At 71.8% G+C, this 15,725-nt stretch carries 15 protein-coding genes; 12 read left to right on the top strand and 3 right to left on the bottom strand.

Features of this window, described 5'->3' with window-relative positions; translation table 11 throughout:
* The first annotated feature begins 68 nt into the window (after positions 1–68).
* The 6 genes from BZL64_RS08230 to BZL64_RS08205 all read left to right on the top strand — a co-directional run bounded on the left by BZL64_RS08230 (position 69) and on the right by BZL64_RS08205 (position 6,660).
* A complete protein-coding gene (locus BZL64_RS08230) occupies positions 69–854 on the top strand; it encodes an SDR family NAD(P)-dependent oxidoreductase (RefSeq protein ID WP_086767581.1) in 786 nt (261 codons plus the stop codon).
* 47 nt (positions 855–901) lie between these two features.
* The gene (locus tag BZL64_RS08225) at positions 902–2,254 is read left to right on the top strand and encodes an SRPBCC family protein (RefSeq protein WP_086767579.1); all 1,353 of its coding nucleotides are present in this window, start codon (positions 902–904) and stop codon (positions 2,252–2,254) included.
* A gap of 85 nt (positions 2,255–2,339) precedes the next feature.
* Positions 2,340–3,662 (top strand): activator-dependent family glycosyltransferase, encoded by a 1,323-nt coding sequence (locus tag BZL64_RS08220; RefSeq protein WP_086767577.1) that lies wholly within the window; start codon positions 2,340–2,342, stop codon positions 3,660–3,662.
* Positions 3,663–4,280, top strand: a complete 618-nt coding sequence (locus BZL64_RS08215) for a dTDP-4-dehydrorhamnose 3,5-epimerase family protein (protein WP_086767575.1) — start codon at positions 3,663–3,665, stop codon at positions 4,278–4,280.
* Between the two features lie 71 nt (positions 4,281–4,351).
* On the top strand, positions 4,352–5,215 hold the full coding sequence (locus BZL64_RS08210) for an NAD-dependent epimerase/dehydratase family protein (protein ID WP_244205255.1): 864 nt from the start codon (positions 4,352–4,354) through the stop codon (positions 5,213–5,215).
* Positions 5,216–5,307: 92 nt separating this feature from the next.
* Entirely contained in the window at positions 5,308–6,660 is a 1,353-nt protein-coding gene (locus BZL64_RS08205; protein ID WP_086767574.1) for an NDP-hexose 2,3-dehydratase family protein, read from the top strand.
* Between the two features lie 82 nt (positions 6,661–6,742).
* Here the strand turns inward: BZL64_RS08205 and BZL64_RS08200 are convergent, their stop codons facing one another.
* Entirely contained in the window at positions 6,743–7,852 is a 1,110-nt protein-coding gene (locus BZL64_RS08200) for a DegT/DnrJ/EryC1/StrS family aminotransferase (RefSeq protein ID WP_086767572.1), read from the bottom strand.
* A 223-nt stretch (positions 7,853–8,075) separates the two neighbouring features.
* On the opposite strand from BZL64_RS08200, the gene rfbA reads away from it, so the two are divergent.
* Complete coding sequence (gene rfbA, locus BZL64_RS08195; RefSeq protein WP_086767570.1) at positions 8,076–8,951, top strand: glucose-1-phosphate thymidylyltransferase RfbA; 876 nt, start codon at positions 8,076–8,078, stop codon at positions 8,949–8,951.
* Positions 8,952–8,964: 13 nt separating this feature from the next.
* Here the strand turns inward: rfbA and BZL64_RS08190 are convergent, their stop codons facing one another.
* Together BZL64_RS08190 and BZL64_RS08185 are read right to left on the bottom strand one after the other, a co-directional pair.
* Positions 8,965–9,681 carry a class I SAM-dependent methyltransferase gene (locus tag BZL64_RS08190; protein WP_086767568.1) on the bottom strand — a complete coding sequence of 239 codons (717 nt, stop codon included), beginning with the start codon at positions 9,679–9,681 and terminating at the stop codon, positions 8,965–8,967.
* Positions 9,682–9,742: 61 nt separating this feature from the next.
* On the bottom strand, positions 9,743–10,522 hold the full coding sequence (locus BZL64_RS08185) for a cyclase family protein (protein ID WP_086767566.1): 780 nt from the start codon (positions 10,520–10,522) through the stop codon (positions 9,743–9,745).
* Positions 10,523–10,732: 210 nt separating this feature from the next.
* Between BZL64_RS08185 and BZL64_RS08180 the strand changes: the two genes are divergently transcribed.
* From BZL64_RS08180 to rfbB, 5 genes are all read left to right on the top strand, one after another.
* Positions 10,733–11,167, top strand: coding sequence for a nuclear transport factor 2 family protein (locus BZL64_RS08180; protein WP_086767564.1), 435 nt, complete (start codon positions 10,733–10,735; stop codon positions 11,165–11,167).
* Between the two features lie 58 nt (positions 11,168–11,225).
* A complete protein-coding gene (locus BZL64_RS08175; RefSeq protein ID WP_208639388.1) occupies positions 11,226–11,996 on the top strand; it encodes an SDR family NAD(P)-dependent oxidoreductase in 771 nt (256 codons plus the stop codon).
* Between the two features lie 23 nt (positions 11,997–12,019).
* Positions 12,020–13,348 (top strand): cytochrome P450 family protein, encoded by a 1,329-nt coding sequence (locus tag BZL64_RS08170; protein ID WP_158101514.1) that lies wholly within the window; start codon positions 12,020–12,022, stop codon positions 13,346–13,348.
* A gap of 76 nt (positions 13,349–13,424) precedes the next feature.
* Positions 13,425–14,756, top strand: a complete 1,332-nt coding sequence (locus BZL64_RS08165; protein WP_086767557.1) for an activator-dependent family glycosyltransferase — start codon at positions 13,425–13,427, stop codon at positions 14,754–14,756.
* Entirely contained in the window at positions 14,744–15,715 is a 972-nt protein-coding gene (gene rfbB / locus BZL64_RS08160; RefSeq protein ID WP_086767555.1) for a dTDP-glucose 4,6-dehydratase, read from the top strand. Before BZL64_RS08165 ends, rfbB begins: the two co-directional genes overlap by 13 nt.
* Positions 15,716–15,725 lie beyond the last annotated feature (10 nt).

Genomic DNA, 15,725 nt, shown 5'->3' with positions numbered 1-15,725 from the left:
TTTCAAGCGGCCGCTGACACCCTCGCAGTCGTCCGGCACCGCACCACAAGGACCGCTGAGGAGCCGTCATGCCGCCAGCAGCAGAACGCGTCGCCATCGTCACGGGTGCCACCAGCGGGATCGGTCTCGCCGTGGCCAGGAGCCTGGCCGAAGGCGGTGCGCGCGTCTTCGTCTGCGCCCGCGACGGCGACCGTGTCGCCCACACCGTCAAGGAGTTGCGCGAGGCGGGCCACGACGTCGACGGCACCTCCTGCGACGTACGCGACACCGCTCGGGTACGCACCTTCGTCCAGGAGGCCAGGGACCGGTTCGGTCCCGTCGACGTCCTGGTGAACAACGCCGGCCGCAGCGGCGGCGGGCACACCGCGCAGATCCCCGACGAGTTGTGGCTCGACGTGATCGAGACCAACCTCAACAGCGTCTTCCGGATGACCCGCGAGGTGCTGACGACCGGCGGGATGCTGGAGCGCGGCGCCGGCCGGATCGTCAACATCGCCTCGACGGGCGGCAAGCAGGGCGTGGCCCTGGGGGCGCCTTACTCGGCGTCGAAGCACGGCGTGGTCGGCTTCACCAAGGCCCTGGGCCTGGAGCTGGCGAAGACGGGCATCACCGTCAACGCGGTCTGCCCGGGTTACGTCGAGACACCGATGGCCGAGCGGGTGCGCCAGGGATACGCCGGCGCCTGGGACATCACCGAGGACGAGGTGCTGGAGAGGTTCGAGGCGAAGATCCCCCTCGGCCGCTACTCCACGCCGGACGAGGTCGCCGGACTCGTCGGCTATCTGCTCTCCTCGACGGCCGCGTCGATCACCGCCCAGGCGATGAACGTCTGCGGCGGGCTCGGCAACTACTGACAGCGGGCCCGGCCGTGCGCGGCCTCGGGCAGACAGAGGGGATCAGCATGGCGCACGAGGTGCACACGACGGAACACACGATCACCGTGGCCGCCGCCCCGGAGGCCGTCTTCGGCCTGGTGGAGCGGGCGCAGGACTGGCCGCACGTCTTTCCGCCGAGCCTGCACGTGGAGTATCTGGAGCGGTCGGGCGAGGAGGAACGGCTGCGGATCTGGGCCACCGCCAACGGCGAGGTCAAGTCCTGGACGTCACGGCGCACCCTGGACCGCGCGGGACTGCGGATCCGGTTCCGCCAGGAGGTCTCCCAGGATCCCGTCGCCGCGATGGGCGGGGAGTGGATCGTCGAGGCGCTCCCCGGCGGCGGCAGCCGGGTCCGGCTGCTGCACGACTTCCGGGCCGTCGACGACCTGGAACGCAACGTCAGCTGGATCCTGGAGGCGATCGAGCGCAACAGCGGGGCCGAGCTGGCCGCGCTGGAGTCCGCCGCGCTGCGCGCCGGCACCGACGAGGCGCCCTACACCTTCGAGGACTCGGTGCGCATCGACGCCCCGGCCCAGGACGTGCGGGACTTCCTGCACGACGCGGGGCAGTGGCAGGAACGGCTGCCGCACGTCGCGCGGGTGCTGCTGAAGGAGGACACGCCCGACGTCCAGCACCTGGAGATGGACACCCGCACCCCCGACGGTTCGACGCACACCACGGCGTCGGTGCGGATCTGCCTGCCCGACGGGCGGATCACGTACAAGCAGCTGCAGACGCCGGCTCTGATGTCCGTGCACACCGGGGAGTGGTCGGTGCGGGAGATCCCGTCCGGCTGCGTGGCCGTCTCCCGGCACACCGTGGTCGTCAACGCGGCGGCCGTCGCCAAGGTCCTCGGTGCCTCCGCGACGACCGCCGACGCCCGCACCTTCATCCGGGACGCGCTCGGCGGCAACAGCACGATCACCATGCGGCACGCCAAGGAGTACGCGGAGGAGCGGGCCGGGACGGAGCCGGTGGCGCCGGCCGAGTACGCGTCGGTCCAGCGGTTCTACGCCGGGCAGATGCGCCTCCTCGACGAGGGCGAGGGGGATGCCTGGGCGGACACCTTCACCGAGGACGGGACCTTCGACCAGAGTTCGTTCGCCGAGCCGGTGCGCGGCCGGGCGGCGATCGCGGCGGCGGTGCGCGGCCGGCCCGCGGCGCCCGCCGGCACGGTGCGCCGGCACTGGCTGGGCCTGCCGGCCGCCTGGCGGTTCCCGGACGGTTCGGTACGCACGGCCTACGACGCCCTGGTCGTCTCGACCGCGGCGGGCGCCGCTCCGGTGATCCGGCTGAGCACCTCGTGCCAGGACGTCCTCGTCGCCGACGGGGACGGCTGGCTGGTGAGCCACCGCTACGTCGGCCACGACGGGCAGTGAAGCCCGCCGTCCCGGACGGCGGCGGTCACGGGAGCCCTCGCCGGGTTCCCGTGGCCGCCACCACCACCTGCGAAGAGGGAGATCGATGAAGGTCCTGTTCACCACGTTCGCCGCGAAGTCCCATATGCATGCCCAGGTCCCGCTGGCCTGGGCCCTCCAGACCGCGGGCCACGAGGTCCGTATCGCCAGTCAGCCGGACCTGGCGGAGGACATCACCCGTACCGGACTGACCGCCGTGTGTGTCGGTGAGCCGCTGCTCCTGGAGGAGCAGATGCAGCGGGTCAACGAGGGCCTGGGCGACGACGCCGAGATCATGGAGAGCCAGGCGGAAGCCGGGATGGACATGACGGAGACCCGTCCCGAGATGCTGACCTGGGACCACGTCCTCGGTGTGTTCACCTCGATGACGGCGATGGCCTTCCAGAACTCCTGCCCCGAGCGCATGATCGACGACGTGGTCGCGTTCGCCCGCGAGTGGCAGCCCGACCTGATCGTCTGGGACACGCTGTCCTTCGCCGGGCCGGTGGCCGCGCAGGTCACCGGCGCCGCCCACGCCCGGCTGCTGTTCGGCCTCGATCTGCTGGGGCGGATGCGCGAGACCTTCCTCGACCTTCAGGAGGAGCGGCTGCCCGAGCAGCGGGACGACCCGCTGCGCGAGTGGCTGACCTGGACGCTCGGCCGCTACGGCGCCGAGTTCGAGGAGGAGGTGGCGGTCGGTCAGTGGACCGTCGACCCGGTGCCGCCGTCGATGCGGTTCCCGGTGGAGCAGCCGTTCGTGCCGCTGCGGTACATCCCCTACAACGGGCAGGCCGTCATCCCGGACTGGCTGCACGAGCCGCCGAAGAAGCGCCGCGTCTGTCTCACGCTGGGGGTGGCCCACCGGGAGGTGCTGGACGGCGACCGCGCCTCGATCGGCGAACTCGTGAAGGCGCTCGCGGAACTGGACGTCGAGGTGGTCGCGACGCTCAACGAGAAGCAGCTCGCCGGGATGGAACTGCCGGACAACGTCAGGGCCGTCGACTTCGTCCCGCTCAACGCGCTGCTGCCGACCTGCTCCGCGGTGATCCACCACGGTGGCTCCGGCACCTTCCAGACGGCGCTCGCGCACGGTGTCCCGCAGCTCATCGTGCCCGACATGGTCTGGGACACGATCCACAAGGCCAAGCAGCTCGAACGGTTCGGGGCGGGGCTCTACCTGCACGACGTCGACAACTACACCGCTCAGGACCTGCGCGACCACCTGCTGCGGCTGCTGGAGGAGCCGTCGTTCGCCGAGAACTGCGCGCGTATCCGCCGGGAGATGGTGGGCACGCCGAGCCCCAACGACATCGTCCCGCTGCTGGAGAAGCTCACCGCGGAACACCGCCGTGACCGGGGTGCCCGCGGCACCGTCGAAGGGGAGCAGTAGATGGATACCGCCGTGCAGTTCCGTGAACTCGCCGTCTCCGGCGCGTTCGTCTTCACTCCGCCCGTCTTCGAGGACGACCGCGGTCTGTTCACCTCGCCGTTCCAGGAACCGGCCTTCGTGGCGGCACTGGGCCACCCCCTGTTCCCGGTCGCGCAGTCCAACCACAGCAGGTCGCGGCGCGGCACCGTACGGGGCATCCACTACACGGTCACCCCGCCGGGCGTGGCCAAGTACGTGTACTGCGCCCGGGGCCGCGCCATCGACATCGTGGTCGACATCCGCGTCGGCTCGCCCACCTACGGCCGCTGGGACTCCTCGGTGCTCGACCCGGAGGGCTTTCACGCCATGTACTTCCCGGTCGGCGTCGGGCACGCGTTCATCGCGCTGGAGGACGACACGGTGATGTCGTACATGCTCTCGGGAAGCTACGAGGCGCAGCACGAGATGTCCCTCTCCCCGCTCGACCCCGCGCTCGGCCTGCCGATCCCCCAGGACGTGGCGCCCCTGCTGTCCGCGCGGGACACGGCCGCGCCCCTGCTCGAGCAGGTGCGGGCGGAGGGCGGCCTGCCGGAGTACGACAAGTGCCGTCGGATCGAGGCCGCACTGTGGCGGCCCTGAGCGGGGGCCGGCCGCCGGCCGAGGGATCGCGGATCGCGGTGCTCGGGGCCACCGGCTGTGTCGGGCGCTGTGTGAGTGCCGCGCTGGCGCGCGAGGGGCACGAGGTGCTCGCCGTCGCCCGGCGCGGCGGGCCCGCGGTGGCGGAGCACCTCTTCGCCGGCCTGGACGTGGCGGCGGTGCCCCCCGCCGAGCTGGCGCGGCTGCTCACCGGGCACCGGGTGCGCGCCGTGGTCAACGTGACGGGCGGCTGGGGCACGACCGAGGAGGAGATGCGGTACGCGCACATCACCCTGGTCGACCGGCTGCTGCGGGCCCTGGCGCTGATGGACGACCGGCCGCGCCTGGTCCATGTGGGTTCCGTCCACGAGTACGGGCCGGTGCCCGAGCCCCTCTCCATCGGCGAGGACCTTCCGCCCCGGCCGACGACGATGTACGCCAGGACCAAGCTGGCCGGCTCCGAGCTGGTGCTCGACGCGGCCAGGGCCGGCCGGGTGGACGCCCTGGTGCTGCGCGCGGTGAACGTGTGCGGTCCGCGCACCACCCGGGCCAGTTTCCTCGGGGCGGTCGCCGGCATGCTGCGGGCCGCCGACGCGGCGAACCCGGTGACGCTGCGCGTCGCGGACGCGCGGCGGGACTTCGTCGACGTGCGCGATCTGGCCGAGGCGGTGGTCCTCGCCCTCGCCTCACCGGCCACCGGACGCGTCGTCAACATCGGCCGCGGGGAGGCCACGTCCATGCGTGAGCTGGTGGATCTGCTGGCCGCCGCCGCGGCCCTGCCGCCGGACGCGCTGCGGATCGAGGACGGGCCCATCGACAGCAAGGGCGGCAACTGGACCCTGGCCGACATCGGGCTGGCCGGCCGGCTGCTCGGCTGGAAGCCGCGGATCCCGCTGGCCGAGGCGATGCGGGCGACCTGGGAGGTTCCCGCCGACTGAACCGCCCGGACGTCCGGGAGTCCGCCGCCGGGAGTCCGCTGTCCGGGAAATCAGGAACACGAACAGGAACAGGAACACGAAGAGGAGTTCCGATGGCCGATGTCACGGCCCGTATCGCCAGGTCGGCCGCGGCTGTGGAGAGCCCGCTGACCGATCTCGCCGGATTCGACGACTGGTTCGCCGAGTACGGGGAGAAGATCTGCACGACGGCCGAGCGGGTGCCGCTGGCCGCTCTCGACCAGTGGTACGAGACGCCGGTGACCGGTGATCTGCGCCACCGCACCGGCAAGTTCTTCACCGTCCACGGGCTGCGGGTGCACGACCCCACCGGCGCGGTCCACTGGTGGGACCAGCCCATCATCGACCAGCCCGAGGTCGGCATCCTGGGCATCCTGGTCAAGGAGTTCGACGGGGTGCCGCACTTCCTGATGCAGGCCAAGGCCGAGCCGGGCAACCCCGGCGGGCTTCAGCTCTCCCCCACCGTGCAGGCGACCCGCAGCAACTACACCGGTGTCCACAAGGGCAGGCCGGTGCCGTACCTGGACTACTTCCGCGACACCTCGGGGCACCGGGTGATCGCGGACGTCCGGCAGTCGGAGCAGGGCGCCTGGTTCTACCGCAAGCGCAACCGCAACATGGTCGTGGAGACGACCGCCGAGGTGGAGGTCCTCGAAGGGTTCCGCTGGTTCACCCTCGGGCAGCTGTACCTACTGCTGTCGCGCGACGACATCGTCAACATGGACGCGCGGACCGTGATGGCGTGCCTGCCGCACGCCTCCCGGCCCGAGGGCGCGCTGCACCGGACGACCGACGTGCTGAGCTGGATCACCGGCGCCCGTTCGCTGGCCGGCGTCAGCACCCAGCGGATCGCGCTCTCCGGGCTGGACGAGTGGGAGCACACCGAGATGGGGTACTCCCACGAGAGCGGCGGCTTCTTCGACGTCATCGGCGTCTCCGTCACGGCCAACGGGCGTGAGGTGGGCGGCTGGCGGCAGCCGATGATCGAGCCGCACGGCACCGGGGTCATCGCCTTCCTGACGCGGCGGATCAACGGGGTGGAGCACGTGCTGGTGCACGCCCGCACCGAACCGGGCTACGCGGACGTCGTCGAACTGGCACCGACCGTGCAGTGCGTCCCGGAGAGCTACCGGTGGCTGCCGTCCGCCGCCCGGCCACGTCATCTCGACGAGGTGCTGGCCGCCGGTCCCGACCGCATCCGCTTCGAGGCGGTGCTGTCCGAGGAGGGGGGCCGTTTCTTCCATGCCCGCAACCGCTATCTGATCGTCGACAGCGATGTTCCCGAGGATCCCGGCCACCCCGACTACCGCTGGCTGTCCATGGACCAGCTGACGGGGCTGCTCCGGCACAGTCACTACCTCAATGTGCAGGCCCGGAGCCTGGTGGCGTGTCTGCGCGGCCTGGAGACGGCACGGTCCGCCCGCTGAGGCGTACGGACGAAGGCCCGGCGGTGTCCCTCCGCCGGGCCTTCGACGCGTGTGCTGCCTGCCGGTTGGGCGCCGCACGGGCTCAGAGGCTGTCCAGCACGTCACGCACCGCGCTGATCACCTTGTCCTGGGCGTCCGGCGGGAGCGCCGGGTACATCGGCAGCGAGAAGATCTGGCCGGCCAGGTCCTCGGTGACGGGCAGCGAGCCCTTGCCGTAGCCGAGGTGGGCGAACCCGGACATGGTGTGCACCGGCCAGGGATAGCTGATGTTCAGCTCGATGTCGTACGCCTTGAGTGCCTTGATGATGTCGTCGCGCCGCGGGTGGCGCACCGTGTAGACGTAGTAGACGTGCTCGTTGCCGGGGACGGTGTGCGGGAGCACCAGGCCGGTGTCGCCGAGCCCGTCCTCGTAGCGCCGGGCGACGGCCCGCCGCCCCTCGATGTAGGTGTCGAGCCGGCGCAGCTTGCGCCGCAGGATCTCGGCCTGGACCTCGTCGAGCCGGGCGTTGTGGCCGGGGGTGCCGACGACGTAGTACCGCTCCTCCATGCCGTAGTAGCGCAGTCGGCGCAGCGCGTGGTGGGCGTCGTCCCGCGAGGTCAGTACGGCGCCTCCGTCGCCGTAGGCGCCGAGCACCTTCGTGGGGTAGAAGGAGAAGGCGGCGGCGTCGCCGGTGGTGCCGGCGAGCCGGCCGGCGCGGCGGGCACCGTGGGCCTGCGCGCAGTCCTCGACGAGGAACAGGTCGTGCTCCGCGGCGAGCCGCTCCAGCGGAGCCAGGTCGACGCACTGTCCGTAGAGGTGGACGGGCAGCAGGCACCGGGTCCGGGGCGTGATCGCGGCCTCGACCTGCTCGGTGTCCATGAGGTAGCTGTCCGCGTGGATGTCGACGAACACCGGGGTGGCGCCCACCGAGTCGATGGCCACGACCGTGGGGGCCGCGGTGTTGGACACGGTGACGACCTCGTCGCCGGGGCCGACGCCGAGCGCCTGGAGGGCCAGCTTGATCGCGTTGGTGCCGTTGTCGACACCGACGCAGTGCGCGGCGCCGTGGTAGGCGGCGAACTCCTCCTCGAATCCGCGGACGCTGTCACCGAGGACGAGCCGGCCCGAGCTGAAGACCGTCTCCACGGCGTCCAGAATGTCGGCGCGTTCGTTCTCGTATTCCTGTAGGTAGTCCCAGACGAGAGTCGTCATTAATTCTTTTCCTCCCCTTGCCGATGCCTTGCCGATTGCCACGCCGATGCCGTGCCACAGGGCGTCACCATCCCCTCGCAGCACATCACATTCCCACTTCGGTCCACAACCCCGGAATTCCCTCTATTACCACTCGATTTTCCCTGGACCAGAAATTTTCCGGCTTGCTGCCGAGCGAATCCGGTCGTTAGCATGAGAAGAAATCGAGGACAGGGGCATACCCATGAAGGGGATTATTCTCGCCGGCGGTTCGGGAACACGGCTCCATCCGATAACCGTCTCCGTATCAAAACAGCTTCTTCCGGTCGGCGACAAGCCGATGATCTACTATCCGCTCTCGGTGCTGATGCTGGCGGACATCAGGGAGATCCTGCTCATCTGCACCGAGCGCGATCTGGAACAGTTCCGCCGGCTCCTGGGCGACGGCTCCCAGCTCGGCCTGCGCATCGACTACGCGGTGCAGAACCGGCCGGCCGGACTGGCCGACGCCTTCGTCATCGGCGCCGACCACGTGGGCGACGACGACGTGGCGCTGGTCCTGGGGGACAACATCTTCCACGGACACCACTTCTACGACCTGCTCCAGAGCAATGTCCGCGACGTCCAGGGCTGCGTCCTGTTCGGCTACCCCGTGGAGGACCCGGAGCGCTACGGCGTGGGCGAGACCGACGCGTCGGGGCAACTCGTCTCCCTGGAGGAGAAGCCGCTCCGGCCGCGTTCCGACCTCGCCATCACCGGGCTCTATCTGTACGACAACGAAGTGGTGGACATCGCGAAGAACCTCCGGCCCTCGCCGCGCGGGGAACTGGAGATCACCGATGTGAACCGGAATTACCTGGCCCGCGGCCGAGCCCGGCTGGTCGATCTCGGCCGCGGTTTCGCCTGGCTCGACGCCGGAACCCCGGAATCGCTGCTCCAGGCCACCCAGTACGTGCGTACCCTCGAGGAACGGCAGGGCGTGCGCATCGCCTGCGTCGAAGAGGTGGCGCTGCGCATGGGATTCATCGACGCGGACATGTGCCACCGGCTCGGTGAACAGATGTCGCAGTCCGGCTACGGTCGCTATGTGATGGCGGTCGCCCGAGAATTCTCGGGCTGACCTTCCGTCCGACTCAGTGCTGTTCGCGGACACCGACGAAAAGACCGCGGCCGGTGGGTCCGTCCTCCAGGAATTCGACGGAGCAGCCGGCGTCGGTGAACGCGGCCGTGTATTCGTCCCTGGTGAAAAGGGTCAGCACGTCGATCTCCGTGAACTGCTGGATGCCGGCGGCGTCCCCCACGGTGAAGCGAACCTCCATGCGGGTGGCCCGGCCCTTCCGGGTGGTGTGCGAGATCCGGGCGATGGTCCGGTGCTCCTCGCGGGCCAGGTCACCCGCGACATAGCCCTCGATGAAGTTCTCCGGGAACCACCAGGGTTCGACGACCAGCACGCCGCCGGGCTCCAGATGGGCGGCCATCGAGCGGACGGCGGCCCGCATGTCGTCCAGCGTCTCCAGATAGCCGATGGCGCAGAACATGCAGCTCACCGCCGCGTAGGCGCGCGGGAGCCGGAAGTCGCGCATGTCGCCGGCGTGCACGGTGGTGCCGGGCAGCCGCTGCTCGGCGAGCCGCCGCATCGGCTCCGCGATCTCCAGGCCCTCGGCGACCTCGAACAGGGTGCTGAACACGCTCAGATGGGCGCCCGTGCCACAGGCGACGTCGAGCAGCGAAGCGGCTCCCGGACGCCGTTCGGTGATGATCCGCGAGACGTCAGCCGCCTCCTGTCCCCAGTCCTTGCCGCGGCTGCGGTAGATGGCCTCGTACACGTCCGCGAGTTCCCGGCCGTACATGTCTGTTCCCTCCGTCGGCGCCCCGGTGGGCGCGTCGTCCGCTCGGCCCGCCGTGCGCTCCTCACTCGTCGACCAGGGCCACCGCCCTCGTCCAGCCGGCGCCCGCTCCGGCGATCCGCACCGGGAAGCACGCGACCCGGAACCCGTGCGCGGCGGGCAGCCGGTCGAGGCCGGCGAGCCGCTCGACCTGGCAGTACTCCCGGTCCCGCCCGATGACATGGGCGGGCCACAGGACCGACCGGTCACCCGTGGCCCGGTAGCGGGTGATGATGTCGCCGAACGGCGCGTCCAGGCTGAACGCGTCCGTGCCGATCACCCGCACGCCCAGGTCCAGCAGCAGATGCACGGCCGAGCCGTCCAGCCCGGTGAAGTCCGTGAAGTACTTCGGGGTCCCCGCCCACGCGTCGGCGCCGGTCCTGAGCAGGACGATGTCCATGGGCGCGGGGGTGTGGCCGATCCGGTCCATCTCCCGCCGCAGCACGTCGGCGCCGATCGCGCCCGTGCCCTGGCCGCTCAGGTCGAGGACGACCGCGGGCCGGAAGAACCAGTCGAGCGGCATCTCGTCGATGTGCCGCGGCGGACCGTCCCGGTACGAGGCGCGCGTGCCGTAGTGCGAGGGCGCGTCGACGTGGGTTCCGGTGTGGGTGGTCAGCTGGAGACGGTCGAGCGAGAGGAATTCGCCCTCCGGCAGTTCCGCCGGATCGAAGTCGATGCCGAAGTGCTCACGCATCTCCTCGCTCATGTGCGTGGCGGCCTCCTTCGGACCGAGAACGTCGTGCACGACGGGATCAGGTTCAAAACCCGCCGCGTCCACGGGTGAGGACAGGTCGATGATGCGCACACGCGCCTCCCGGCGATGGGTTCCTGCGAGCCAGCCCATGCTCACCAGCGCGGCTTGAGAAGCGTTGGAGGCTGACTGAACAGCGGCCAGCGCATCCGCCCGGCCCGCGCTCGACCGATCCTGGAGGTCGCGCTGCGACCGTCGTGACACTCACCGGGGACCCGGGCACCCACCCGCCCCGGACGCGGGAACGGCGAAAGGTGACACGGCATGACAGCACAGGCACCCACGGCCCCGGCGGACGTCTACGCCGAGGTACAGCATTTCTACGCACGGCAGATGCGGTACCTGGACTCCGGCGAGGCCGAGACCTGGGCCGGCACGTTCACCGAGGACGGCTCCTTCGCACCGCCCTCGCTCCCGGAGCCGGTGCGCGGACGCCCGCTGCTCGCCGAGGGTGCCCGCAACGCCGCGGCGGGACTCGCCGCCGCCCGCGAGACGCACCGCCACTGGGTCGGGATGCTCACCGTCACCCCCGCGGACGACGGCTCGCTGACCGCCGAGAGCCTGGTCTCGATCGTCGCCGTCGCGCAGGGCGGCCCCGCCCGGCTGCACCTGGTCTGCACCTGCCGGGACATCCTGGTCCGCGAGGGCGGCCGGCTCCTGGTCCGGGAACGCGTGGTGACCCGTGACGACCGGCCCTGAGGCCGCGGCCGAGCGGGAGTCGACCGTGAATCGAGCGGCCCGGCCTACGGTCCGGGGCATGAGCGTTACAGCAGAACCGTCAGCGCCGCGGGGCGTGATCGTCACCGGCGGCGGGACCGGGATCGGGCGGGCCACGGCCCACGCCTTCGCCGGCCGCGGCGACCGGGTACTCGTCGTGGGCCGCACCGCCGCGACCCTGGCCGGGACCGCCGAGGGCCATCCCGGCATCAGTGTCCTCACCGCCGATCTCACCGATCCGGACGGTCCGCGCGCCATCACCGACGCGGCCCTGGAGGCGTTCGGCCGCATCGACGTCCTCGTGAACAACGCGGCCACGGGTGGATTCGCCGGCCTGGCGGAGACGAAGCCGGAGGCCGCCCGCGAGCAGTTCGACAGCAACCTCCTGGCCCCGCTGCTGCTCACCCGGCAGACCCTGGACGCCCTGGCGGCGGACGGCGGGGGAACGGTGCTGAACATCGGCTCGGCCGGAGCCCTGGGCCGCCGGGCGTGGCCGCAGAACGGCGTCTACGGCGCCGCCAAGGCCGGGCTCGACTTCCTCACCCGGACCTGGGCCGTCGAACTGGCACCGCGCGGCATCCGCGTCCTGGGCCTCGCGCCCGGCGTGATCGACACCGGCATCGGTGAACGCTCGGGCATGTCACGGCAGGCCTACGCGGACTTCCTCGGGCAGATCGCCGCCCGCGTCCCGGCCGGCCGGGTCGGCCGGCCCGAGGACATCGCCTGGTGGGCCGTCCAGCTCGCCGACCCGCGCGCCGCCTACGCGACCGGAGCGGTGCTCGCGGTCGACGGCGGTCTGTCCCTCACCTGAACCACGTCCCGAAGGAGACTGCCGTGCAGACACAGAACGCGCCGGAGACGGCGGAGTACCAGCAGACCGACAGCGAACTGGGCCGTCATCTCCTGACCGCCCGCGGCTTCCACTGGATCTACGGCACCAGCGGCGACCCGTACGCCCTGACCCTGCGTGCGGAGAGCGACGACCCCGCGCTGCTGACCCGCCGGATACGGGAGGCCGGGCCGCTGTGGCAGAGCGCCACCGGCGCCTGGGTCACCGGCCGGCACGGCGTCGCCGCCCAGGCCCTGGCCGATCCCCGGCTCGCGCTGCGCCACGCCGACCTGCCGGGCCCGCAGCGGCACGTCTTCTCCGACGCCTGGAGCAATCCGCAGCTGTGCCACATCATCCCGCTGGACCGGGCCTTCCTCCACGCTTCGGACGCCGACCACACGCGCTGGGCGCGGTCCGCCTCCGCCGTCCTGGGCGGCGCGGGCGGCGCGACGGCGGAAGGTGTCCGCGAGCAGGCCGGGCGCGTGCACCGGGAGGCCGCCGACCGCACCGGGGACAGCTTCGACCTCATGGCGGACTACTCCCGCCCGGTGGCGACGCAGGCCGCCGCGGAGCTGCTCGGTGTCCCCGCCGCCCAGCGGGAACGCTTCGCGGCGACGTGTCTCGCCCTCGGCGTCGCCCTCGACGCCGCGCTCTGCCCCCAGCCGCTCGCCGTGACCCGCCGGCTGACCGAGGCCGTCGAGGACGTACGGGCCCTCGTCGCCGACCTCGTCGAGGCGCGGCGGACCCAGCCGGGTGACGACCTGCTCAGCACGGTGCTGCGGGACGGCTCCTCCGCCGCCTCTCCCGCGCAGGACGCGCTCGCCGTGGGGGTGCTGACCGCCGTGGTGGGCGTCGAGGTCACCGCCGGGCTCATCAACAACACCCTGGAGTCGCTGCTCGCCCGTCCCGTGCAGTGGGCGCGGCTCGGCGAGGGCCCGGACCTCGCGGCCGGCGCCGTGGAGGAGGCACTGCGGTTCGCGCCGCCGGTGCGGCTGGAGAGCCGTATCGCCGCCGAGGACCTCAGCCTCGGAGGCCAGGACCTCCCGGCCGGCGCCCAGGTCGTCGTCCATGTCGGGGCGGCGAACCGGGACCCCGAGGCGTTCCTGGCCCCGGACCACTTCGACCTCGACCGGCCAGCCGGGCAGGGGCAGTTGTCGCTCTCCGGCCCGCACACCTCGCTCTTCGGGGCGTTCGCCCGGCTCCAGGCGGAGACCGCGGTCCGCACCCTGCGGGAGCGCCGGCCCGTGCTCGCGCCGGCCGGCGCGGTCCTGCGGCGGATGCGGTCCCCCGTGCTGGGCGGAGTGCTGCGCTTCCCCCTGACCACCTCCGCGTGACGGCACGCCGGGGCCCGGCGTACCGCGGCCCGAGTTGCGAGCCGCCGAAAGCCGAGCCGCAGAGAAAGGACCGACCATGCGGGTTCTCCTGACGTCCTTCGCGCTGGACGCTCACTTCAACGGGTCCGTGCCGCTGGCCTGGGCACTGCGGGCCGCCGGGCACGAGGTACGGGTGGCGAGCCAGCCCGCGCTGACCGCGAGCATCACGGCGGCCGGGCTGACCGCCGTGCCGGTGGGGGCGGACCCCCGGCTGGACGAGATGGTCAAGGGCGTGGGCGACTCGGTGCTGTCCCACCACGCCGACCAGTCGCTCGACCCCGACACCCCCGGACAGCTCACCCCGGCCTTCCTCAAGGGCTGGGACACCATGTTGGCCGCCACCTTCTACACGCTGATCAACGACGATCCGATGGTCGACGACCTCGTCGCGTTCGCCCGCGGCTGGGAACCGGACCTGATCGTGTGGGAGCCGTTCACCTTCGCCGGAGCGGTGGCCGCGAAGGTGACCGGCGCGGCCCATGCCCGGCTGCTGTCCTTTCCCGACCTCTTCATGTCCATGCGGCGGGCCTACCTCGCCCAGCTCGGCGCCGCCCCGGCGGACCCGGCCGGGTGGGACGGGACGGCGCACCCCGAGGACTCCCTCGGCCAGTGGCTGGAGTGGACGCTCGGCCGCTACGGCGTCCCCTTCGACGAGGAGGCGGTGACGGGACAGTGGTCGGTGGACCAGGTGCCGCGCAGCTTCCGCCCGCCGTCGGACGGCCCGGTCGTGGGCATGCGCTACGTCCCCTACAACGGGCCGGGGCCCGCCGTCGTGCCCGACTGGCTGCGCGTTCCGCCGACCCGCCCCCGCGTCTGCGTCACGCTGGGCCTGACGGCCCGGACCTCGGAGTTCCCCAACGCCGTCCCGGTCGACCTCGTCCTCAAGGCGGTCGAGGGGCTCGACATCGAGGTGGTCGCCACCCTCGACGCCGAGGAGCGGGCGCTGCTGACCCATGTCCCGGACAATGTGCGCCTGGTGGACCACGTGCCGCTGCACGCGCTGCTGCCGACCTGCGCGGCCATCGTCCACCACGGCGGCGCCGGCACCTGGTCGACGGCGCTGGTCGAGGGTGTGCCGCAGATCGCCATGGGCTGGATCTGGGACGCGATCGACCGCGCGCAGCGTCAGCAGGCACTCGGCGCGGGCCTCCATCTCCCCTCGCACGAGGTGACGGTGGAGGGGCTGCGCGGCAGGCTCGTCCGGCTCCTCGACGAGCCCTCGTTCACCGCGGCGGCCGGCCGGCTGCGGGCCGAGGCCGAGTCCGAACCGACCCCGGCGCAGGTCGTCCCCGTACTGGAACGGCTGACCGCCCAGCACCGCGCCCGTGGAGCCCGACGCCCCGGAGGTACGTCGCCATGCGTGTCCTGATCACCGGCGGCGCCGGTTTCATCGGATCCCACTACGTCCGTTCCCTGCTGGCGGGGACCCTGCCCGGTCCCCGGCCGAGCCGGGTCACCGTCGTCGACCTGCTCACGTACGCGGGAGACACCGGCAATCTGCCCCTTGCCGATCCCCGGCTGGACTTCCGCCGGCTCGACATCCGCGACCTGGACGCGCTGCTGACGGTGGTCCCCGGCCACGACGCGGTGGTGCACTTCGCGGCCGAGACCCATGTGGACCGTTCCCTGAGCGAGCCGGCGGAGTTCGTCCGCACCAACGTGCTGGGCACCCAGTCGCTGCTGGAGGCGAGCCTGCGCGGCGGGGTCGGCACGTTCGTGCACGTCTCCACGGACGAGGTCTACGGCTCGATCGCGCAGGGCACCTGGACGGAGGAGGCGCCCCTGCTCCCCAACTCCCCCTACGCGGCGTCGAAGGCGGGCAGCGACCTGGTCGCGCGGTCCTACTGGCGCACCCACGGCCTCGATGTGCGCACCACCCGCTGCGCCAACAACTACGGCCCCCGTCAGCACCCGGAGAAGCTCATCCCGCTGTTCGTCACCGAACTGCTGGCCGGCCGGACGGTGCCGCTGTACGGCGACGGAGCCAACGTCAGGGAATGGCTGCACGTGGACGACCACTGCCGGGCCGTCCACGCGGTGCTGACCGGTGGCCGGCCGGGCGAGATCTACAACATCGGCGGCGGTACGCATCTGACGAACCGTGAGATGACGGCCAAGCTGCTCGCGCTGTGCGGCACGGACTGGTCAAGGGTCCGCCAGGTGCCCGACCGCAAGGGCCACGACCTGCGGTACGCGGTGGACGACACGAAGATCCGCGAAGAACTCGGCTACCGGCCGCTGCGGTCCCTGGACGACGGTCTGCGCGAGGTCGTCGACTGGTACCGCGACCGGCCGGCCCGCCGGCCGGAACCGGCCGAGCGGGTCTGAGCCGCCCCGG

Source organism: Streptomyces bobili, from assembly GCF_002154575.1.
GTDB lineage: Bacteria > Actinomycetota > Actinomycetes > Streptomycetales > Streptomycetaceae > Streptomyces > Streptomyces bobili.
The sequence above is the reverse complement of the archived record's forward strand: the minus strand, read 5'-3'. Positions and strand labels throughout refer to the sequence as shown.